15 protein-coding genes and 1 pseudogene are annotated in these 20,905 nt (G+C 63.4%); 11 read left to right on the top strand and 5 right to left on the bottom strand.

The window, feature by feature from the left end:
- Positions 1-193 precede the first annotated feature (193 nt).
- Together BRA1253DRAFT_RS15095 and BRA1253DRAFT_RS15090 are read left to right on the top strand one after the other, a co-directional pair.
- Positions 194-1,012 (top strand): transporter substrate-binding domain-containing protein, encoded by an 819-nt coding sequence (locus tag BRA1253DRAFT_RS15095; RefSeq protein ID WP_007595623.1) that lies wholly within the window; start codon positions 194-196, stop codon positions 1,010-1,012.
- Between the two features lie 16 nt (positions 1,013-1,028).
- Positions 1,029-1,547 (top strand): GNAT family N-acetyltransferase, encoded by a 519-nt coding sequence (locus BRA1253DRAFT_RS15090; protein WP_007595621.1) that lies wholly within the window; start codon positions 1,029-1,031, stop codon positions 1,545-1,547.
- A gap of 191 nt (positions 1,548-1,738) precedes the next feature.
- Here the strand turns inward: BRA1253DRAFT_RS15090 and BRA1253DRAFT_RS15085 are convergent, their stop codons facing one another.
- The 4 genes and pseudogenes from BRA1253DRAFT_RS15085 to BRA1253DRAFT_RS15070 all read right to left on the bottom strand — a co-directional run bounded on the left by BRA1253DRAFT_RS15085 (position 1,739) and on the right by BRA1253DRAFT_RS15070 (position 5,996).
- Positions 1,739-2,812 (bottom strand): hypothetical protein, encoded by a 1,074-nt coding sequence (locus BRA1253DRAFT_RS15085; RefSeq protein WP_007595619.1) that lies wholly within the window; start codon positions 2,810-2,812, stop codon positions 1,739-1,741.
- Between the two features lie 41 nt (positions 2,813-2,853).
- Positions 2,854-3,303, bottom strand: a complete 450-nt coding sequence (locus BRA1253DRAFT_RS15080; protein WP_007595617.1) for a cupin domain-containing protein — start codon at positions 3,301-3,303, stop codon at positions 2,854-2,856.
- 77 nt (positions 3,304-3,380) lie between these two features.
- Positions 3,381-5,221 (bottom strand): annotated as a pseudogene (locus tag BRA1253DRAFT_RS15075) (ATP-binding protein).
- A gap of 142 nt (positions 5,222-5,363) precedes the next feature.
- Positions 5,364-5,996, bottom strand: a complete 633-nt coding sequence (locus BRA1253DRAFT_RS15070) for a cupin domain-containing protein (RefSeq protein WP_007595614.1) — start codon at positions 5,994-5,996, stop codon at positions 5,364-5,366.
- 220 nt (positions 5,997-6,216) lie between these two features.
- On the opposite strand from BRA1253DRAFT_RS15070, the gene BRA1253DRAFT_RS15065 reads away from it, so the two are divergent.
- The 7 genes from BRA1253DRAFT_RS15065 to BRA1253DRAFT_RS15035 all read left to right on the top strand — a co-directional run bounded on the left by BRA1253DRAFT_RS15065 (position 6,217) and on the right by BRA1253DRAFT_RS15035 (position 15,166).
- The gene (locus tag BRA1253DRAFT_RS15065; RefSeq protein ID WP_007595606.1) at positions 6,217-7,908 is read left to right on the top strand and encodes a peptide ABC transporter substrate-binding protein; all 1,692 of its coding nucleotides are present in this window, start codon (positions 6,217-6,219) and stop codon (positions 7,906-7,908) included.
- 27 nt (positions 7,909-7,935) lie between these two features.
- A complete protein-coding gene (locus BRA1253DRAFT_RS15060) occupies positions 7,936-8,886 on the top strand; it encodes an ABC transporter permease (protein WP_007595605.1) in 951 nt (316 codons plus the stop codon).
- A 3-nt stretch (positions 8,887-8,889) separates the two neighbouring features.
- Positions 8,890-9,765 (top strand): ABC transporter permease, encoded by an 876-nt coding sequence (locus BRA1253DRAFT_RS15055; RefSeq protein WP_007595604.1) that lies wholly within the window; start codon positions 8,890-8,892, stop codon positions 9,763-9,765.
- A 58-nt stretch (positions 9,766-9,823) separates the two neighbouring features.
- Complete coding sequence (locus BRA1253DRAFT_RS15050; protein ID WP_007595603.1) at positions 9,824-11,152, top strand: FAD-binding oxidoreductase; 1,329 nt, start codon at positions 9,824-9,826, stop codon at positions 11,150-11,152.
- 12 nt (positions 11,153-11,164) lie between these two features.
- Entirely contained in the window at positions 11,165-12,091 is a 927-nt protein-coding gene (locus BRA1253DRAFT_RS15045) for a glyoxylate/hydroxypyruvate reductase A (protein WP_007595602.1), read from the top strand.
- 9 nt (positions 12,092-12,100) lie between these two features.
- Positions 12,101-13,969, top strand: a complete 1,869-nt coding sequence (locus BRA1253DRAFT_RS15040; protein ID WP_007595601.1) for an ABC transporter ATP-binding protein — start codon at positions 12,101-12,103, stop codon at positions 13,967-13,969.
- A gap of 270 nt (positions 13,970-14,239) precedes the next feature.
- Positions 14,240-15,166, top strand: a complete 927-nt coding sequence (locus BRA1253DRAFT_RS15035) for an AraC family transcriptional regulator (protein ID WP_007595600.1) — start codon at positions 14,240-14,242, stop codon at positions 15,164-15,166.
- Positions 15,167-15,168: 2 nt separating this feature from the next.
- Here BRA1253DRAFT_RS15035 and BRA1253DRAFT_RS15030 read toward each other — a convergent pair whose 3' ends face one another.
- Positions 15,169-16,095 carry a catalase family peroxidase gene (locus BRA1253DRAFT_RS15030; RefSeq protein ID WP_007595599.1) on the bottom strand — a complete coding sequence of 309 codons (927 nt, stop codon included), beginning with the start codon at positions 16,093-16,095 and terminating at the stop codon, positions 15,169-15,171.
- 570 nt (positions 16,096-16,665) lie between these two features.
- On the opposite strand from BRA1253DRAFT_RS15030, the gene BRA1253DRAFT_RS15025 reads away from it, so the two are divergent.
- Positions 16,666-17,181, top strand: coding sequence for a hypothetical protein (locus tag BRA1253DRAFT_RS15025; RefSeq protein WP_007595598.1), 516 nt, complete (start codon positions 16,666-16,668; stop codon positions 17,179-17,181).
- Positions 17,182-17,498: 317 nt separating this feature from the next.
- Positions 17,499-20,828 (top strand): adenylate/guanylate cyclase domain-containing protein, encoded by a 3,330-nt coding sequence (locus BRA1253DRAFT_RS15020; protein WP_007595597.1) that lies wholly within the window; start codon positions 17,499-17,501, stop codon positions 20,826-20,828.
- The last annotated feature ends 77 nt before the right edge of the window (positions 20,829-20,905 follow it).

Genomic DNA, 20,905 nt, shown 5'->3' with positions numbered 1-20,905 from the left:
ACACCATAGCCATGGCAGTCGTCGGCCTTGCACCGCAGACTGCGCTGTGGCCTTTGGCAGCTTTGCCGTCACAAACCGCTTTTCATCGCGCGCACGATCGACCAGAATTATGTCACAGGCTGAGCGACGGCGCGCGAAGCGGTCGGGACAAAAAAGAGAAGAATAAAAGAAGAAAAGGTCGGGAGATCATGACATGCCCACGCCTCTCCAGTCGGTGCTTAAATCGGTCCTTGCCGGCCTCGTTCTCGCCGCGGCGGTTGCCATGCCCGCGCTAGCCGATGGCCTGAAGGACGAGATCGCGCCGACCAGCAGGCTGCGGGTCGCGATCGCGATCAGCCCGGCGGGCGGCGCGTTCTGGTCCACCAAAACCGAAGCCGGCTATGCCGGCGTTCCGGTCGATCTCGGCAAGGAGATGGCCGCCCAGCTCCGCGTGCCCGTCGAATATGTCGTGCACCAGAATTCCGGCCAGATCACCGATGCCGCATCGAAAGGCACTCTTGAAAAAGGTGCTTGGGACGTCACCTGGCTCCCCAAGGATCCCGAGCGCGAGAGCAGGATGACGTTCGGTCCGATCTACGAGGTCGCGGATGCCACCTACATCGTCAAATCAGGCTCGAACGTCACCAATTTCGCCACGCTCGACCAGGTGGGCATCAAGGTCGCGGCCGTCAACGCCACCACCACCATGCGCGGCGCGGTTGCCCATCTGAAGAATGCGAAGGTCACGGGCTACCAGACCTATGACGAAATCTTCGGCCTCCTGAAGAGCGGCGAGATCGACGCCTTCGCGCTGTCGCGCGACCAGCTCAACAAGATGGCGCAGAAGATTCCGGGCACGCGAGTGCTCGACGAGACCTTCAAGAAGACCGTCACCGCGGTCGCCGTCCCGCTCGGCCATCCCCAAGCGCTGACCTTCGCCGCCAAGTTCATGAACGAGGCGGTGACGAACGGCACCTTGCGCAAGGCGTATGACAGCAATGGCCTGAAGGACACGCCGATAAGGACAGAGTAGCGGCGGCAGCGCCTCCATGACAAGAGAGATTGAGATTCGCGCCTTTGCACCGCCTGATGCTGCTGCCGTGCGCGAGCTGTTCGTCCGGGTGAATCGTCTATTGGCACCAGCGCATATGGCGGAGGCGTTTGAACGCTATATCGTCCACTCTCTCGCCGAAGAGATCGATCGGCTCGCGGATTACTATGCAAGCCGGAACAGCGGTTTCTGGGTCGCCGTTGCCGACGACGAGATCGTCGGCATGTTCGGTCTGGAGGCCTCAGGCGAGCATGCGATGGAGCTGCGGCGCATGTACGTCGCTCCCGGCCTGCGCCGCCAGGGAATTGCGCGAAAGATGCTGGCGTTCGCGGAGGATGAATGCCGTCGGCGAAATCGGCAGCAACTGCAACTCAGTACGTCGGAGCTTCAGCAGGACGCGCTGGCGCTGTATCGAAACTCTGGATACCGAAGCGAGCGCGAAGAGATTGCCGATGCCGCCAGCAACAAGACCGTGGGTGGTGGCATTCGTCGCTATCATTTCACCAAGCGGCTTTGACAGCCCTCCGCCAAAATGCGCGCCTTCAGGGCGGTTGCGCTGATAGTCAGCGGCTCGTGATCGCGGAGGCGATGGTTGCGATGGCACGCTATCAGGTGCAACGGACGAAGCCGACATCATCACCTTCCTGAAGATGCTGACGGACGGCTACAAGCCGGAGGACTAGTGCGCATCCAGTAGGGGTGTAATCCTCAGCGCGGCTTGATCTCCGCATACTTCGCCATCGCCTTCTCGAATTTCCGCTTGAACAGCCACATTGCGCCAAGGATCTCGCGGAAGCTTGCCGAGGTGCGCGCCCGGTCGGCCTGTCCGAATGCGAAGATGCTGTTGTTGCGCAGGTGCTTCATGATCGTCGGACTGGACACCCTGTAGTTCAGGAGATCGCCGGACTTGAGCGCCGACCGTGTCGGCGTAGGAATGATCTGGATCAGCTCGAACAGCTTCATCTGCTCGATCCGGTCGGGCAGCGTCTTCACGATTCCTGGGATCTCCCGGAAAACATCCGCATGCGCGTTCATCAGGCCATCGCGTACGTTGGTCCAGTGATTGAAGCGATGATCGGTACCGCTGGCCCGCGCCTCCTCCTTGTCGTCGCGCGCACTCAACCCGGGATCGGCCGCCGCGATCTCGCCCTTGATGGCTTCCCACTTCCTGCGGCCGTTGCGGTCCTCGGACGAGCCGGTCTGGAAGCTGCCCATATAGGTGTTCGAGCGTCCGTTGCGGACGTTCTGCTTGCCGTTGGTTTCGGCGAAGAACAGCCCGAGGCTGATCCGGCCCGCGGCCTCGGCGTGGTCAGGCGCCAGCCCCTTCGCGCGTGCGATCGCGACCGCGAGATCGACCACGTCCTTGAACGGCGTCGCCGAGTTCTGCGCGCCCGCCGGCGGCGCTTCCATGATGTCGAACAGTATTGAGTATTCGTCGATCAACGGTTCGATATCGGCGTCGAAATAAGCTGGAGGAATTTCGAATTTGTTGGGCCTGCCGATCCGGGACGGCATGGCGTCGGTGAGATCCTTGTAAGCACTGATCACGGCGACGCGTGCCAGATACAGCGCTTGGCCCGGCAGGTTCGGCAGCGGCTGCTTCGCCTCGATCTGGCGCCGCCGCTCGGCCAGGATTGCCTTGAAATCGCCGAGCGCACGCTCGTAGGTCGCAACCGTTTCCGCTTGCCTGGCCGTGAGCGTTTGCGCCTGGCTCGGAACGAACGTCGTAAGGAGCAGTCCAAGCGCCGCGATGATGGCGAGGAGTTGACGTCGTGCAGTCATGGCCGGTTCCCCCAACGATTCGTCGGTCGGGGGATCGTAGCCTAGTCGTTGGCTTCGGGCGGCAGGAAGTCGACCTCGTGCAGCGCCGAGATGCGCACGACCTCGGCCGGGTCGGTCAGGTCATGGAGCTGGTTGAACAGCGCCTCCAGCTTCTGCATCGGCGAGACCCAGAACAACGCGCGGGCCGGTTTGTCGGATTTGTTGAAATAGCCGTGCGGGATGCCGCGCGGCAGGCGCACGAGATCGCCGGCATGGGCCTTGACCCATTTGCCGTCGAGCTTGAGGTCGAGCGTGCCTTCCTGCACCAGGATGAATTCGTCCTGGGTCGGATGGATGTGCACCGGCACGAACTGGCCAGGATCGCTGTTGGTCTCGAACGCGAAAGTAGACTCGGTGACGGCCTTCGGGAAGTAGACCTGGCCGAGGATGTTCCAGGTCTTGCCGCCATAGCCCGTACCGTTCGCGGTGATGCCCTTTTCGAGTGCAGTCATGGCTCGCCTCCAATGGGATTGTAACCGAGACGGAGTGTTGCGCAGCAGCCATGCGCTGTCCATGCGCAAGACGCGCCCTACCGCCTGTCGCGTTCAGCGGCCTGCCTGCGCAGAAAGCCTTCGAGATCGGCCTGCACGGAATAGGGCGTCGGGATCGGATCGCCCGCGTCGTCGACGGCGGTGTCGAGAGAGCGGCGCAGCATGCGCGCGAGCTCGGCCTTGCGGTAGGGCTTTGTCAGAAGCGGCGCGCCCTTGGTGGCGCGTCCCTGCGCATGCGGGGCGTCGTAGGCGTAGCCCGACGTGAATAGCACCCGCAGCGAGGGGCGCGCAGCCACCATCTCGTCGGCGAGCTCTCGTCCATTCAAGCTGCCGGCCATCACGATGTCGGTGAAAAGCAGGTCGAAGGGCGTTCCTTCGGCGGCGATGGCGAGCGCCTCGGCCGCATTGGCGGCCGGGATGACCTTGTAGCCGAGGCTTTCGAGCTGGACCGTGACGTACTGGCGGACGTCGCGGTCGTCCTCGACACAAAGAATGGTTTCCGTCCCACCCACGACCTTGCGCTCGTCATAGCCGGTGGGGCGAAGCGTGCTCGCCTCCGCCTTCGGCAGGTAGATCGTGAAAGTCGTGCCGCGTCCTTCCTCGGAAGCGACCTTGATGCCGCCGCCGGACTGCTTGATGAATCCGAACACCATGCTGAGCCCGAGCCCCGTGCCCTTGCCGACGTCCTTGGTCGAGAAGAAGGGATCGAAGATTCGCTCCAGAATGGCCGGCGGAATGCCGGTGCCGGTGTCGGCGATCTCGATCTCGACATAGTCGCCGGCATAGCCGGCCCCGACCGCCACCGCCTCGCGGACGCCGAACACGACGTTGCGCGTCGTCAACGTCAGTCTGCCGCCATCCAGCATCGCGTCGCGGGCGTTGATTGCGAGGTTGAGAAGCGCCGAGCTCAATTGGCCGCGATCGACCAGGGCGAGCCAGACGTTGCCGTCGAGCCGGGTCACGATCTCGATCTTCTTGTCGAAGGTTGCCAGCAGCAGCTTTGCGAGCTCTTCGAGCAGTTCGTTGATGTCGCTCTCGGCCGGCTTGAGCGCCTGCTTGCGGGCAAAGGACAACAGGCTCGACGTCAGCGCGGCGCCGCGGTCGGCGGCGTCGCTGATCAGCTTGGTGATGGTGGCGAGCGGCGGATTGTCCTTCACTGCGTCGGCGAGGATCTCGATCGTGCCCGTGATCACGGTGAGCATGTTGTTGAATTCGTGCGCGATGCCGCCGGTGAGCTGGCCGACAGCCTCCATCTTCTGGGCCTGGATCAGCTGCTCCTCGGCGGCGCGCTTCCGCGTGACGTCCTTGACGAAATTGTTGATGAGGGTGCGTCCCCCGAGGTGGAGCGCCGTGCTGGACGCCTCGATCAGGATGTCATCGCCGTTTCGGTGCAGCAGGGTCGCTTCGAACCGGATGCCGATCGGCGTATCCGACAATTCCGGCAGCAGCCGCATCATGCGTTGCCTGAAGCCGTCGCGCAGCGGCTCGGCGATGAGGAGGTTGACGACGTCGGTGCCGAGCGCCTCCTTGCGCGTCCATCCGGTCAGGGCCTCGGCCTGAATGCTCCATTCCAGCACGATGCCGTTCTGGTCGGTCTGGACGAAGGCATCGAGCGCGGTCTTGATGACGGCTTGCGTCAGCTGTGCGCTGGCCCGCGCCTGCTCGGTCAGTTGCGCGGCGGCGCGTTTGTCCTGCGCCGTTTCGATCGCGCGCGTGCACAGACGAGCCAGCAGGGCCGCAATGGCGCCGCTTGCGAGCAGCGCGACGATCTGGGCAATGCCGAACCCGGTGCCGATCGCGGCATGGAGACGAGGAGAGCCGCCGCGGTCACGATGACCTGCGCTGCCATCGCGAGTGTCAGAAGCCCCCTGAGTTTCATGGTCTCACACCAACGCGTCAGTCGCAGACCCTCGTGTCCGCCCTGTCAATGACCGGCTCCACCTGAGCTACAGATGTGAGCTACAGATTCCGCGCGGCGGCGTCGAGGGGCAATTTGCGGTGGTACCGGGTAGGCCGGCGCTTCAACCTGCCGGCGAATCGGTCTGGCGCAGCGTCGTCACCCAGATCACGCGTGCCGTCTGCTGGGTCGGGTTGTCGAACATGTGCGGCACGATGCTCGGAAAGCGAAAGCTGTCGCCGGCCTCGAGCAGATGGGCCTGGTTGTCGAGCCACAGCCGCAGGCTGCCCGAGAGGATATAGCCCGCCTTCTCGCCGGTGTGCTGCAGGAAGTCGGTGCCGGACGAGGCGCCGGGATTGAGGGTGAGCTCGTAGAGTTCGAGCTGGCCTTTGTCTGCCGGCGTCAACGCTTCCTTGACGACGCCGCTGGCGGTGAGCCGCAGCAGGCGCCGGCTGTTCTTGCGCACGATGTAGCGCTGCACGTCGGCGGGATCGGTTGTCTCGAAGAAATAGGAGATCGGAACGTCGAGCGCGATGCTGAGCAGGCGCAACGTGCGGATCGACGGCATGGCACGCGCGCGTTCGAGCTGGCTGATCATGCCGTTGGAGAGGCCGGTCTTGTTGGCGACGTCCTGGATCGACAGGCCCGCACGCTGGCGCAGCAGCCGCACGGTCTCGCCGAGGCGCTGGTCGACCGCATCGTCGGCCTCGATCGCCGGTGCATCCTTCGGATCGTTGATCTCGCCGCGACCATCCATGTCGCTCTCCCATACATCATCTCAGCCCCAGACAATGGCGGTCTGGAGCTTCAGTCGGAGTGAAAAGGTCGCGCATCCTACCAATCCGATTGACAGCTGTATTTAGTCGTGATGAACTTTTGATAGAAAAATTTAGAAGCACTAAAGCCCACTCCTGTCCTTTTGCCGGGGATCTCGGGGGCGCGGGAGACGGTGCCGCGTGCGAAAACGGAGAGTGGTCATGGCGGACGACACCGGGAAGTTCGGCGTTGGGGCACTGCATCTCGGCAATCCGAACCGCCGTCAGATCTTTCAGCTCGGCGCGGGCGCCGCGGCGGGATGGACGCTTTCGGGCCACGCGTTTGCGCAGACCGAACGCCCGACCAATCCGCCGGACAAGCCGCGCGGGCAGGTGATCGCGGCGCTGTCGCAGGAGCCGACGGTCTTTCATCCCCTGATGCCGGGCATCGAAGTCGATCAGGGCATCTGGTGGCAGGTGTTCTCGCCGCTCTGGTTCATCGATCCCGACGGCAAGTTCGTTCCCGACCTCGCCCGCGAAGTCCCGACCATCGAGAATGGCGGCCTGTCGGCCGACGGCCTGACCTGGAAGATCAAGCTCCGCAGCGACGTGAAATGGCACGACGGCACGGCGTTCACGGCCGAGGACGTGAAGTTCTCGCTCGAGCTGATCAACAATCCCGATTTCCGCGCGCGCAGCCGCGTCGGCCATAGTCTCGTGAAGGACATCAAGGTCGTCGCGCCCGACGAGGTTCACTGGCGCATGGAAGCTCCCTATTCGCCCTACATGTCGATCCTGGGATCGCTGACCTTCATCGTGCCCAAGCACATCCTGGAGAAGGTGACAGATCCGAACGCCTCGCCGTTCCACAATGCGCCCGTCGGTACCGGACCGTTTCGCTGGGGCGAGCGCGTGCCCGGCGACCACATTCAGCTGAATGCCCATACCGGCTATCACGGCAAGGGACCTTACGTTGAGCGCGTAGTGTTCAAGTATATTCCCGACCTGACCGTGCTCTACACCCAGTTCCGCACCGGGCAGGTCGACTACACCGGCCTGCAAGGCATTTTGCCGAACTTCGTGCAGGAGGCGAAGACGCTGAAGGGGCGCAAGATCTTCGTCTCCTCGACGTCGTCGGTGGAGCACATCGCTCCCAATCTGGAGTTCGGCGCGTTGGCGGACCGCACCGTGCGCGAGGCGCTTTATCTCGCGATTAATAAGCAAGCGATCATCGACGCGCTGAACTACGGCTTGCCGACGCAGACTGAAAGCTTCGTGCCGCAGCAGGCCTGGTCATTCCAGCAGGGGCTGCCGCAGCACAAATACGATCCGGCCAAGGCCAACACGCTGCTCGATGCGGCCGGCTGGGTGCGTGGCTCTGGCGGGGTGCGCGAGAAGGGCGGCGTCAAGCTCGAATTCACCAATTCAACGACGTCGGGCAATGCGGTGCGCGAGCAGACTCAGCAATTGCTGATCCAGGACTGGCGCGCGATCGGTGCCGCGATGCGCGTGAACAACATGCCGGCCGCGGTGATCTGGGGCGACTTCTGGCAGCAATCGAAATTCAATTCGGTGATCGTGGGGGTGAATTTCATGCTCGGCAGCGACCCCGACGTGACGCCCCGCTTCGGCTCCGGCGCCATTCCTGCCAAGGGTGGCCGCGGCTACAACACCTATCAGTATCGCAACCCGGAGGCGGATCGGCTTCTCGCAGAAGGTGCCAAGCAGTTCGATCTGGCGCAGCGCAAGACGACCTATGGCACTCTGCAGAAGCTCATCCGCGACGACCTCGCGATCCTGCCGCTATTCCAGGGCTTCATCGCCGAAGGCGTGAAGGAAGGGCTGCAAGGTTTCCGCCCCAACATCAACATGTCGATCAACTGCTGGAACATCCGCGAATGGTATTGGGCCTGATGGTTCAGGTGCGCGAGATCGCCTGAGATGGCCCGTTACGTCGCCAATCGCCTGGCGCAGGCGATCATGTTGCTGGTGATCGTGTCCGCGATCGGCTTCGCCATTCTGCATCTGGCGCCCGGCGGTCCGCTCTCGCAATTCGCGGCCTCCGCGCAGATGACGCAGGAGGATCTCGATCGCGTCACCAGGCAGCTTGGCCTCGATCGTTCGCTGCCGATCCAGTATCTCGACTGGTTCGGCCGGATGCTGAGGGGGGATTGGGGCCACTCGTATCGCGACGGCGAGGCGGTGCTGTCGGTGATCTCGTCGCACCTCGGCGCCACGCTGGAGCTGATGTCGACGGCGACCATCATCGCGGTGCTGCTCGGCGGCTGGATCGGTGTGCTCGGTGCGCTGCGCCGCTATTCGCTGTTCGATTCGCTCGCGACCGTCGGCGCCATGATCGCATTGTCGATCCCGACCTTCTGGTTCGGACTCGTCACGATTTACATCTTCTCCGTGAAGCTCGGCTGGTTGCCGGCCGGCAACCGCGAGACCGTCGGCGACGGCTCCTTCCTCGACCTTCTGCATCATCTGATCGCGCCGGCGCTGGTGCTGGCGCTGGTCGAGACCGCGATGTGGGGCCGCTTCATGCGTTCCTCGATGCTCGAGGTCATCAACCAGGACTACATTCGCACCGCGCGCGCCAAGGGCATGCCGGAATGGCGCATTCTCACCGTGCACGCGCTGCGCAACGCCCTGCTGCCGATGATCACCGTTGCCGGCCTTCAGTTCCCGACGCTGCTCGGCGGCGCGCTGGTCGCCGAAACCGTGTTCACCTGGCCGGGCATGGGGCGCCTGTTTCTCGATTCCATCGGCTATCGCGACTACCCCGTGGTGATGGGCATTTTGATGTTCTCGGCGATCATGGTGCTGATCGGGTCGCTGCTCGCCGACATCCTCTATGCCGTCGTCGATCCCAGGATACGGGTGGGCTAGGCGATGACGAGCGCAGCCCTCTCGACCGTTCAGCTCGCGCCGGGCCATGCCGCCTGGCGGCGCTTCCGCCGGCACCGGCTCGCGCTCGCGGGCGCCGTGATCATTCTGGTGCTCGTCCTCGGCTCGGCCTTTGGTCCCTATCTGCTGCCGTTCGATGACACCTATATCGATATCATGAAGCGGTTCGCGCCGCCGTTCTCCGGCGCGCACATCCTCGGCACCGACGAGCTCGGTCGCGACGTGCTGGCGCGGCTGATGATGGGCGCGCGCGTCTCGCTGTCGATCGGCTTCGTCGCGATGGTGATGGCGATGGCGGTGGGCATCGTCGTCGGCGCTTTCGCCGGCTTCTTTGGCGGCGTGGTCGGCGCGGTGCTGATGCGGCTGGTCGATGCCATGCTCTGCTTTCCGACCATCTTCCTGCTGCTTGCGCTCGCGGCGCTCATCGAGCCCGGCTTCGTCACCACCACCGTGCTGATCGCGGCAACTGCCTGGATGTGGGTGGCCCGCGTCGTCGAGGCCCAGGTGCGCTCCCTGCGGGAACGCGAGTTTGCGGTTGCTGCACTCGCGTTCGGCTCGTCGAACCTGCGGATCATGTTCCGCGAGCTGGTGCCCAACGCGGTCGCGCCGATCGTGGTGGCGGCGACGCTGAACGTCGCCAAGGCGATCCTGCTGGAGTCCTATCTCAGCTATCTCGGTTACGGCATCCAGCCGCCGGCGGCGAGCTTGGGCAACATGCTCAACAACGCACAGATCTATCTCACCAGCGCGCCCTGGCTCGCGATTGCGCCCGGCCTCGCCATCACGCTGGCGGTGACGAGCTTCAACTTCCTCGGCGACGGCCTGCGCGATGCGCTCGATCCGCGAATGAACATCCCATGATCTGCAAACTAGCGATAAGCAAGCTTGCTCCGATCGAACTGAATATCTGGAGTGCCCCATGTCCCCGCCGCTCACCCGTATAAACAGCGATGAACGCCTGCCGGCGCAGGTGGACGTCGTCGTCATCGGCGGCGGCGTGATCGGCGTCTCTGCGGCCTATCATCTCGCCAAGAAGGGGCTCACCGTCGCCCTGGTCGAGAAGGGCCATGTCGGCGGCGAGCAATCGAGCCGCAATTGGGGCTGGTGCCGCCAGCAGGGTCGCGCGCGTGAGGAGATCCCGCTGGCCCGCGAGGCGCTGCGCCTGTGGGAAGACATGCAGAACGATGCCGGCGTCGATGCCGGCTTCCGCCGCACGGGCGTGCTGTTCCTGACAAAGAGCAAGGACGAGCTCGCCAGCTGGGAACGATGGGCGGCAACGGCGCGCGAGATGCAGGTTCACTCGACCGTCCTGACGCCGGCGGAAGTCGCCGAGCGTCTGCCCGGCAATTCCGAGACATGGGTTGGCGGCCTGCACACGCCGAGCGACGGGCGCGCGGAGCCCTCGATGGCCGTGCCTGCGCTTGCGACCGCCGCACGAAAACACGGCGTCACCATTCATCAGGGCTGCGCCGCGCGTGGGTTGGAGACGCAAGGCGGCCGGGTGAGCGCCGTGGTCACCGAGAAGGGCTCCATTCGCACGCAATCAGTGCTGCTGTCCGGCGGAGCGTGGTCGTCGCTGTTCTGCCGCCGCCATGGCATCGAGCTGCCGATCGGCCTTGTCAATGCGACCGCGTGCCGGACCACGCCCGGGCCGGAGATTACCTCCGGTGCGCTCGGCACCGATTTCTATTGCATCCGCCGCCGCCTCGACGGCGGCTTTACGCTGGCGCTGCGCAACCGCGGCACGGTCGAACTGTCGCCCGATCTGTTCCGCTACGCGCGAACCTTCTGGCCGACCTATCTGCATCGCAAGAACGGGTTGAAACTGTCATTCGGCAAATCCTTCTTCGACCAGCTCACGCGGGGCACCAGTTGGAGCTTGGACAAGCCGTCGCCGTTCGAGACCGAGCGCGTGCGCGATCCCGCGCCTGACATGTCGCTGGTCAATGCCGCGCTGGCTTCGCTGATCAAGTCGAATCCTGAATTGAAGGACATCGAGATCGCGGAAGCCTGGGGCGGCACGATCGACTGCACGCCGGATACCATCCCGGTCATCTCGCCGGTCGACGCCATGCCCGGCTTCTTCCTCGCTACCGGCTTCTCCGGCCACGGCTTTGGCATCGGTCCTGCGGCCGGCAAGCTCGCCGCCGACATCGTGACGGGCGCGACGCCGCTGGTCGATCCCGCGGCCTACAGCCACAAGCGCCTGATCGACGGCCGCCGGCTCGCGCCGGTCAGCCCGTTCTGAGGGCCTTGCGGCATGACGGTTCTCTACAAGGCCAACATGGTTCGCGGCGCTGAATGGGCGGGCTTCTTCGCCGAGCGCGCGCCCGATGTGCCGTTCCGGCTCTGGCCCGACATCGGCGATCCCGCCAACGTCCGCTATCTCGTGGCGTGGGTGCCGCCGGACGACATCGCGACGACTTTCCCAAATCTCGAGCTCGTCTTCTCGGTCGGTGCGGGCGTCGACCAGTTCGACGCGTCAAAAGTTCCGCCGCACATTCCGCTGGTGCGCATGCTGGAGCCGGGCATTGCCGAGACGATGGTCGAATACGTCACCATGGCGGTGCTCGCGCTGCATCGCGACCTCCTGCCCTTCATTGCCCAGCAGAAGGAACAGGTCTGGCGCGAGATCCGGATCACGCCGGCCAAACGTCGGCGCGTCGGCGTGATGGGCCTCGGCCAACTCGGCCAGGCCGTGCTCGAACGGCTCAGAGCTTTCGATTTTCCACTTCTCGGCTGGAATCGCTCGCCGCGCGAGATCGAGGGCGTCGCCTGTTGCGCAGGCATGGAGACGTTGCCGGATTTCCTTGTGCAGACCGACATTCTCGTCTGCCTGTTGCCTTTGACCGATGAGACCCGCGGCATCCTGAACGCGGATCTGTTCGCGCGCCTGCCGCGCGGCGCGTCGCTCGTCAACGTCGGGCGTGGCCCGCATCTGGTCGAAGCCGACTTTCTCGCGGCGCTCGACAGCGGCGCGTTGTCGGGTGCCGTCCTCGATGTCGCCGAGCCGGAGCCGCTGCCTGCGGGTCACCCTTTCTGGAGCCATCCGCGCATCCTGGTCACGCCGCACAATGCCAGCATGACCACGCCGGATACGGCGGTCGATTTCGTGCTGGATGTGATCGCGCGCCACCGCCGCGGTGAAGAATTGCCGGGGCGTGTCGATCGTAGTCGCGGCTATTAGGACACTGGCATGAGCAGCGGCGCAAGGATACCTGACCACGTCGCTGCCAACGCGACGTCGCCGGTGCTGTCGGTCTCCGGCCTGACGACGTCCTTCATGCGCGAACGGCAATGGAGTCCCGTCGTCCGCGACGTGTCGTTCGATATTGCCTCGCGGGAAACCGTGGCGATCGTCGGCGAGTCCGGTTCGGGCAAGAGCGTCACCGCGCTCTCGATCATGCGGCTCATTCCGAAGGAGAACGGCCGCGTCGAAGGCAGCGTCCGGCTTGCCGGCCGCGACCTGCTGACGCTGGCCGAAGCGAGCATGAAGGACGTTCGCGGCAACGAAGTCGCCATGATCTTCCAGGAGCCGATGACGAGCCTCAATCCGGTGCTGACCATCGGCTTCCAGATTGCGGAAGCGCTGATCCAGCACCGCGGTCTGTCGCGTGCGGCGGCGGAGGTCGAGACCATCCGCCTGCTCGATCGTGTTCGCATCCCCGCGGCGAAATCGCGCTTCCACGAGCATCCGCATCGCTTCTCCGGCGGCATGCGCCAGCGCGTGATGATCGCGATGGCGCTGGCCTGCAAGCCGAGGCTGCTGATCGCGGATGAGCCGACCACGGCGCTCGACGTCACGATCCAGGCCCAGATCCTGGAGCTTCTGAAGGAGCTTCAGCAGGAAGAGGAGATGTCGATCCTCTTCATCACCCACGACATGGGCGTGGTTGCCGAGATCGCGGACCGCACCGTGGTGATGTATGGCGGCCAGGCGGTGGAAACCGACCATACCTCGCGCATCTTCGCAGCCCCTTCGCATCCCTATACGAGGTCACTGCTCGCGTCCGTGCCGCGCCTCGGCTCGATGGATGGGCGGACGCGGCCGATGCGTTTTCCGATCGTGGACAAGCAAGCGGGAACCTCGGACGAGCCGGCGGAGACGCCCGATACGGTCTCGATTGCCGAGCGACCGCTGCTCGAGGTCTCCAACCTCACGACGCGCTTTCCAATCCGCTCGGGCCTGTTCGGCAAGGTCTCGGGCCGCGTCCATGCGGTCGAGAACATCTCCTTCTCCTTGCGCGCCGGGGAGACGCTGGCGCTGGTCGGCGAATCCGGCTGCGGCAAGTCGACGACGGGCCGCTCCATTCTCAAGCTGACGGAGCCCGACAGCGGCACCGTTCTGGTCGACGGGCAGGATGTGCTGGCGATGAATGCCCGCACCTTGCGTGACTTTCGCAAGCAGATGCAGATCGTGTTCCAGGATCCGTTCGCGAGTCTCAACCCGCGCATGTCGGTGGGAACGGCGATTGCGGCCCCATTGCTCGCCAACGGGCTCGCCACGGCGTCGCAGGCGCGGGAGAAGGTCGCCGACCTGCTCGTTCGCGTTGGTCTCACCGCCGACATGGCCCCACGCTTTCCGCACGAATTCTCCGGTGGCCAGCGCCAGCGCATCTGCATTGCCCGCGCGCTCGCGCTCGGACCGAAGCTGATCGTCGCGGACGAAGCGGTTTCGGCACTCGATGTTTCGGTCAAGGCGCAGGTCGTCAATCTGATGCTCGATCTTCAGGCCAGCATGGGACTTGCCTATCTCTTCATTTCCCATGATATCGCTGTGGTCGAGCGCATGAGCCATCGCGTCGCGGTGATGTATCTCGGCGAGATCGTCGAGACCGGCCCGCGCGCGGCCCTGTTCGGCAATCCGCAGCATCCCTATACGAAGAAGCTGATGGCGGCCGTGCCGGTGCCCGATCCAGCGCGCCGCGGCACCAGGCGACAGGTAGCGAACGACGAGATCAGAAGCCCGGTGCGCTCGCCCGATTACCAGCCGCCCGTGCGCCAATATCGCGAGGTGTCGCCGGGCCACGTCGTCCAGGTCTGGGGCGAGGAATGGTCCAACTGACGTGCGCAGGCCGCAAATCCTTTCCAAAATGCACGATGAGGTCGCGCAGCGATCTGCCGGGCAGGTCAACGGTTGTGTCCTTCGCCCTGCCGGGCCTGTTACATCACGCTGAAATCACAATGAAATCATCGCGTCGCGACCCGGTGCGACGGCCGGCCGCGCCAGCTTCGTGCTATGCGCTGCAGCTGGACCGTTGGCCGTCGATCTCCGATAATGCGCGGATCTCGGGAAGGCCGGCGAAGGCGTGCCTTTACGGATGGATTTACTAGAATGACACAAGCAGGCGTCTACGGGCAGAGGCTCGGGCAGGGCCTTCGCTCCGAGCAAGCACCGGTCCTGATCACGCGTTCGCTGCACAGCGCCGAGCTCGCGGTCACCGAGGTTCGCAACGACGATCCGACGCCGGATATTTCCGGTTCCCTGGCTGCGGAAGATGCCTATCTCCTCAGCCTGAAACTCCGCGACTATCCGGATTGCGAATGCTGGGAGGAGGGCCGCTGTGTCACCAAGGCGGATGTTCGCGCAGGTGCGACCTATCTGTACGACCTCAAGCGCGACCCGCGCTATGTGATCGACAAGCCGTTTCACTCGCTCTTCTTCTATTTGCCGCGCTCGGCGCTCAACGGCATTGCCAGGCAACCGGGCGGGCCGCGCGTTGGCGAGCTCAGCTACGAGCCAGGTGTCGGTCATGACGACGAGGTCGTTCGACATGTCGGTGCCTCCTTGCGGCAAGGACTGTGCCGGCCCGACGAGACCAACCAGCTTTTCGTCGATCACATGATGCTTGCGCTCACCGCCCATGTCGCCCAGACCTATGGTGGGCTGAAGCCAGCCGCAGAACCGAGCCGCGGCGGTCTCGCGCCATGGCAGGTGAAACGTGCGTGTGACCGGCTCGATTCCGATCTCTCGGGCAAGATCGCGCTGCAGCTGATCGCGACCGAGCTTGGTCTGTCAGTCAGCCACTTCTCACGCGCGTTCCGGATCTCCACCGGACTGCCGCCGCATCAATGGCTGCTTCAGCAGCGCGTCAAGGCGGCCAAGCAACTTATGACAGTTCGCGACCTGCCGTTGTCCGAGATTGCCATATCGGCCGGATTTGCCAATCAGAGCCATTTCACGCGGGTGTTCTCGTCCATCGTCGGCGTCAGTCCGGGCGGATGGCGCCGCGAAACGGATGGCGGACGGGACAAGACTTGAATTTACCGGCGCTTCGCCAGCGAGATCGTGTAGGCCGTGCGGCGCGCCGCAAAGATCTCGTCCGGCGGATGGCCGATGCCGTCGGCAAGATTGACGGGATTGAAGATGGATCCGTCGCAGGCCTCGTTGGTCTCGAGGCTGGTGATGACGATCGTCCCTAGCCGCACCTGCTCACGGTTGTCCTCGTCCGGCCATCGCAGGGTCACGTCCATGGTGGGATCGCCGGGACGGTCGAGCAAGGCCATCACGTTGAAGCGGACATCGCCGGCTGCGATCCTCCGCGCGAGATCGTCATGCAGGAAATCAGCCGACTTCGCCCTCGCTTCGTCCTCGCTCAAGGTGACGTCACCGCCCACAGGCGCGACCTTGAACTTGATGAAGCGGGTTTCACCCTTGGCGTTCGTCGCGGGAAAGGCGTGCACGCCCCAATAAGTCGTGGCGGCAAAGCTGCCGGGCAGCCGGCGTGCCGCGACGTAATTCGCCTGGTTCAGTGTTTCAGGATTGGCCGCGGAAAAGGCCCGGACCTTCTCGATGTCAGGCTTGCCGTCCGCGCCTGGGATGCGCGCCTCGAGGAAGGCGAGCATCTGGTCGAGCGTCCGTGCAAAATGCACCGGAGCGGTTTCCGTCAGGATGTCCGAGCGATGCGCGTCGTCGCCAAGCCTGAAGCTGAAGCCGCGCAGGACGAGATTGTTGGTGTCGGTCACCCCGGGATTGCCGCCGCCAACGGAGAAGCGCGCGAGCACCCGCGACGGCTTGGTGAAGCTCAGCGATCGCGTGATCTCTGCCGCGCGATCGGACGGGGCATAGGTCCCGCGCACACATCGACCCTTGGCGAAGCTCGCGCGCACCTTCGGCGGATTGCCTGCGACCGCCTTCAATGCATCGACGACCGCGGCGGGTGTTGCAGCGGGGGTGGGAAGTTCGGACATGGCTTGGCCTCCGGCGCGAGCGGCATGGCCAGGTTTTAGGTCTGGTGCAGCGCCGGCGTCTTTCCCAAAGCCGCGCTGCCTTGTCCGATCCTGCTGATTGCTTGCTCGCGCTTCGGGAATTCACGTGGGCAAAACATGGTATGAGTGGATAGATCTGATGTCGGCGAGACGCGGGACAACTTGTTTACTGATGGCTCTTTCAGCTCCCGCGCTCCCGGGTCTCGCGACGATGCAGACTTGTCCTCCGGAAATTGTGATCGGATAGAGCAACGGGGAACCGCGTTATGTGAACCGTCTCATATTTCACCACTCTCTTTTCGAGCTATCACTCCCGCAAGAAATTGCCGCACCCGGACTTAACTGACAGGCACGGGTGAGATGCAATGCCTGCGTAGCCGCGTGCTCGCAGCTTTGGATTGGCTCTCGTCTTGCTCACGAGCAAGCCAGCCCCATCACTCAGCACAGATTTTTCAGAAGTTGGAATCAAGGCAATCGCAAAACGCGTCCACGAGGCTGCCTCTATTCGGGGTCGGCCGGTAGGTCGCTACTTACCTAAGAAGGAGACCCCCAATGAAAATTAGTGATGCAATTTCCAGCGCATTTTCCCTAACGAGGGGCTCCGGCAATCTTCGGATCGCTCGTTCCGGTCTGATCAGGTCGGCCCATCTTCTTGAAAGAATAGGGCTCGCAGCCGTTGGGGCCTCTTGCGGCCTCTATGTGGGTGCGGCCCTGTTGCGTGAGAAAGGCGGACTGTTTGAAAGCGGCTGGATCGTGCTGATAACGATGCTCTACGGAGCTCTTAGCTATTACGTCGGAATTGATTTGTCTCGCAGTGTCGCGCGGAAGTCGATTTCGAGCACCTCGGAAGAGTGGAATGGTTCCGAGCCGGCTGAGATTATGAGTGCGGCCGGAACGTTCGGCGCCGCGATTGCCGCAACTCTGTCCGTCAGCATCCTTGTCCTTGATCATAACCCAGCCAATGGGCTGATAGCCTTTGTTGCCGGCTGTTGGGTGGTTGGTTCTTCGCTCCAAGTCGCGGCGGGCACGATGGCTCGCAACTACGAAGCACGCATGGACAAGCAATGAAGGAATTGTGCTCACCCAATAACGTCTGCTTGGCGTCATGACGAGAGCACAAGCCGCAGCGCTGGATTCGGCTTCAGGTCCCGAGTGAGTCGTGATCACTCATCGCAACCTCTGTCGTGCAACGCTGCGTGAAGACGATGTTGGGTAGCGCAGTCTTTCGCATCGGGCGGCGACCCGGCTTGGAAGCCGTGTCGGTACTGAGTAACCTAAATTATCGCACAACAAACAAGACGTGCCATCATGGCGATGTTGGGATATCGTCCCCGCGCCGTGGTCCAAAATCCTGCTAACCGCCAACCACACGATCGGTGGAGCCAATGCAGATTGCGGAGTGGCTCGACAAACTGGGGCTTGGGCAATACGCAGAGCATTTTGCCCAGAATGCAATCGACGTGGGCATCCTCCCCGAACTGATGGACGAGGACTTTGATAAGCTCGGAGTCCTGCTAGGCCATCGCCGCAAAATGCTGCGTGCTATTGCCGACCTCGATCCAGCCGCGTTGATCGCATCGCCGACGCCTCCTCAGGACGCCGAGCGGCGCCACCTCACCGTTATGTTTTGCGATCTGGTCGGCTCGACCGCGCTCTCGGCGCGTCTCGATCCCGAGGATATGTGGGAAGTGATCCGGGCCTACCGCGCCGCCTGCGCGAGCGTCGTTGCGGCTTATGACGGCAGGATAGCCAGGTTCGTCGGCGACGGAATACTCGTCTATTTCGGCTATCCTCGCGCCCACGAGGATGATGCGGAGCGCGCAGTGCGAGCGGGTCTCGACACTATCTCCGCAATTGGGCAGCTCAAAACAGGCGCCGACGAACGGGTTGAACTGCGCATCGCAATTGCGACAGGGCTTGTGGTGGTCGGTGACCTCATCAGCGGAGATGCGTCAGAGGAACAGGCAACCGTCGGCGACACACCAAACCTTGCCGCTCGGCTCCAGAGCCTGGCGGAACCGGGCGCGGTCGTCGTTGCTTCGTCGACGCGCCGGCTGCTTGGTGATCTCTTCACGTTTCGCAATCTCGGCCGCCGTGAGGTCAAGGGCATAGCCGAACCCATCGCAGTCTGGGCGGTGGAGGGAGCGATCGCATCCGAGAGTCGCTTCGAGGCGGTCCGCGCGGTACGCTCGATCGGTTTTGTCGGCCGCAGGGACGAGATCGAGTTCACTCTCTCGCGCCAGCGGCTGGCATGGCAGGGGCAGGGGCAGATGGTATTGATTTCTGGCGAAGCGGGCATCGGCAAGTCGCGCATTGTCGCAACGCTGTCCGAAAGCCCCTCGTTGGGGGCTCACCGCCGGGTGCGATATCAGTGTTCGCCCTACCATATCAACAGTGCGCTCCATCCCTTTGTCGCGCAGCTCGAGCGCGCCGCCGGCATCAGGTCGCACGACACGCCTGGGCAAAAGCTCGACAAGCTCGAGGCAATGCTGGCGCTTGGAACACAGCAGGTCGCCCAAGCGACACCGCTCATTGCGGCTCTCCTTTCGATTCCCACCGACGACCATTGTCCGCCGCTGAGTTTGAGCCCGGCGCAGCAGCGGCGACAGACATTTGCCGCCCTTCTGGATCAGCTTGAGGGGTTGGCGCGAGAGCAACCCCTGCTGATTATCTGCGAGGATATGCATTGGGCCGATGCCACGACACTTGAACTGTTCGATCTCGCGGTCGATCGGATCAGAGGCCTGCCGATACTCGTGCTCATGACATCCCGGCCAGAGTTCGAGCCCTCCTGGTCGGGCCTTGCCAACGTTAGTCTGTTGCGGCTCGACCGACTCGATCGGCAGGACTCGCGCGCGCTGGTCGAACAGGTAGCCGTTGGTCGTCAGCTGCCACGCGAGATGATGAAGCAGATCATCGATAGGACGGATGGCATCCCACTATTCGTCGAGGAATTGACCAAGATGGTGCTGGAGTCCGGGCTACTCGTCGAAGATGCCGGGCGCTATCGCCTCGATAATCCGCTCCCGCCGCTCGCTATTCCCGCGACGCTGCAGGATTCGCTGATGGCGCGGCTTGACCGGCTGGCCCCGGTCAAGGAGTTGGCGCAGATAGGCGCCGCCATCGGTCGCGACTTCTCATACGCGCTGCTGAGATATGTGGCGGGACGCGATGATCTGACGCTGAGCGCTGCGCTAGCGCAACTCGAAGAGGCCGAACTGCTGGTGCGTCGCGGGGCTCCGCCCGAAGCAAACTATAGTTTCAAGCACGCTCTCGTTCAGGAAGCGGCCTACGAGAGCCTGCTCAAGAGCAAACGGCAGGTGCTTCACAAGCGCATCGGCGATGTCCTGCGCGAGAAGTTTCCAGTCGTCGCCGAGACTGAGCCGGAAGTTCTGGCACACCACTTCACTGAGGCGGGGCTGAACGAGGTCGCCCTCGAATGGTGGCGCAAGGCGGGCCTGCAGGCGCTGAAACGCTCCGCCTATTCCGAGGCGATTGCACATCTCGGCAAGGCGATTGCCGTCGCCGATGAGCTGCCCGATGAGCTTGACCGGATGATGAGTAGGCTACATCTTCAAATCGCATATGGCCGTGCATTACGGGGCAGCCTCGGGCACAGCGCTCCCGAAACGGTAGCCGCATGGACGCGCGCCCGACAGTTCGCAGCCGACATCAATGATCCGGTTGAACTTGCGCCAGTCCATTCGGGTCTCTTCAATGCCTGCCTGACACACGGCGAACTCGCGCCGATGCGGGCGCTGGTGGATGCTATCGTGAACGCCGCTGAACGGCGACCGGACTCACCGGTGGCCGCCGTCGTTGCACATTGGACGGGCGGGGTTACCTGCTGGTTCGGGGGCGACTACTTGAACGCGAGAGTACATCTTGAGAAGGCACTAGAGATCTATGGTGACGAGCCGGATCCCGCGACGTTTAGGGGCTCGGCACTGGATCTCCCATTCGTGATCATGAGGTTTCTTGCCCTGGTGCTTTGGCCGCTTGGCAGGATCGCTCGCGCACGTCGCCTCGCCGTGGAAGCGATAAGTGCTTCCGGAGAAAAACGGGCGCTTTCTCAGGCCAATGCGCTTGTTCATCGAGCTGTGTTCGACGGACTATGCGGGGGCATGTTGCAGCAAACAGAGACGATCCTGGCGCTCGGTCTCGCTCGCGACCACACGATGCCGCTGTATGTGGCCGCCGGCACCTACCTGAATGGCCTGGCCAAGTGGCGTGCCGGCGACGGAATGGCCGGGCTAACGGAAATGCGTCGCGGCTGGACCTTGCTGCACGAGAATGACTGCTACCTCTGTGAGCCGTTTTGGGGGATGCATGTCGCGATGGCGGATGCAGAGTCGGGCCGACTCGAAAACGGGCTGGAAATCTTGAGCGGATTGATCGCATGGGCGGGGCAATCCGGTCAGCATTGGCTTGATGCCGAGCTGCATCGCGTCTACGGGGAGCTTTTGTTGCGTCATGATCCTTCGGACCTAGCCAGTGCCGAAAATGCGCTAAACCGAGCGCTGGAAATCGCACGGCACCAACAGGTGAAGACTTTCGAGCTGCGCAGCGCCCTTGGACTTGCACGCCTGCACAAGACAAATGGCCGAGCGGGCGCGGTATCCGAGGTGCTCGCTCCCGTGCTCGCTGAATTCGATGCGGAGCGCAATCTTCCCGAAGTCGTTGAAGCCAGAGAGCTGCTCAAGCAAGTGCATTAGGCACGTGCGGTTTCTCTAGCTGGCCGTTTGGTCAGGAAAGGCGTCGAGATCCTGTCTCCGGTCGCCTCACTGCAATG

The sequence above is a fragment of the Bradyrhizobium sp. WSM1253 genome, assembly GCF_000244935.1.
Taxonomy (GTDB): Bacteria; Pseudomonadota; Alphaproteobacteria; order Rhizobiales; family Xanthobacteraceae; genus Bradyrhizobium; species Bradyrhizobium canariense.
This window is presented reverse-complemented; position numbering and strand designations above follow the sequence as displayed.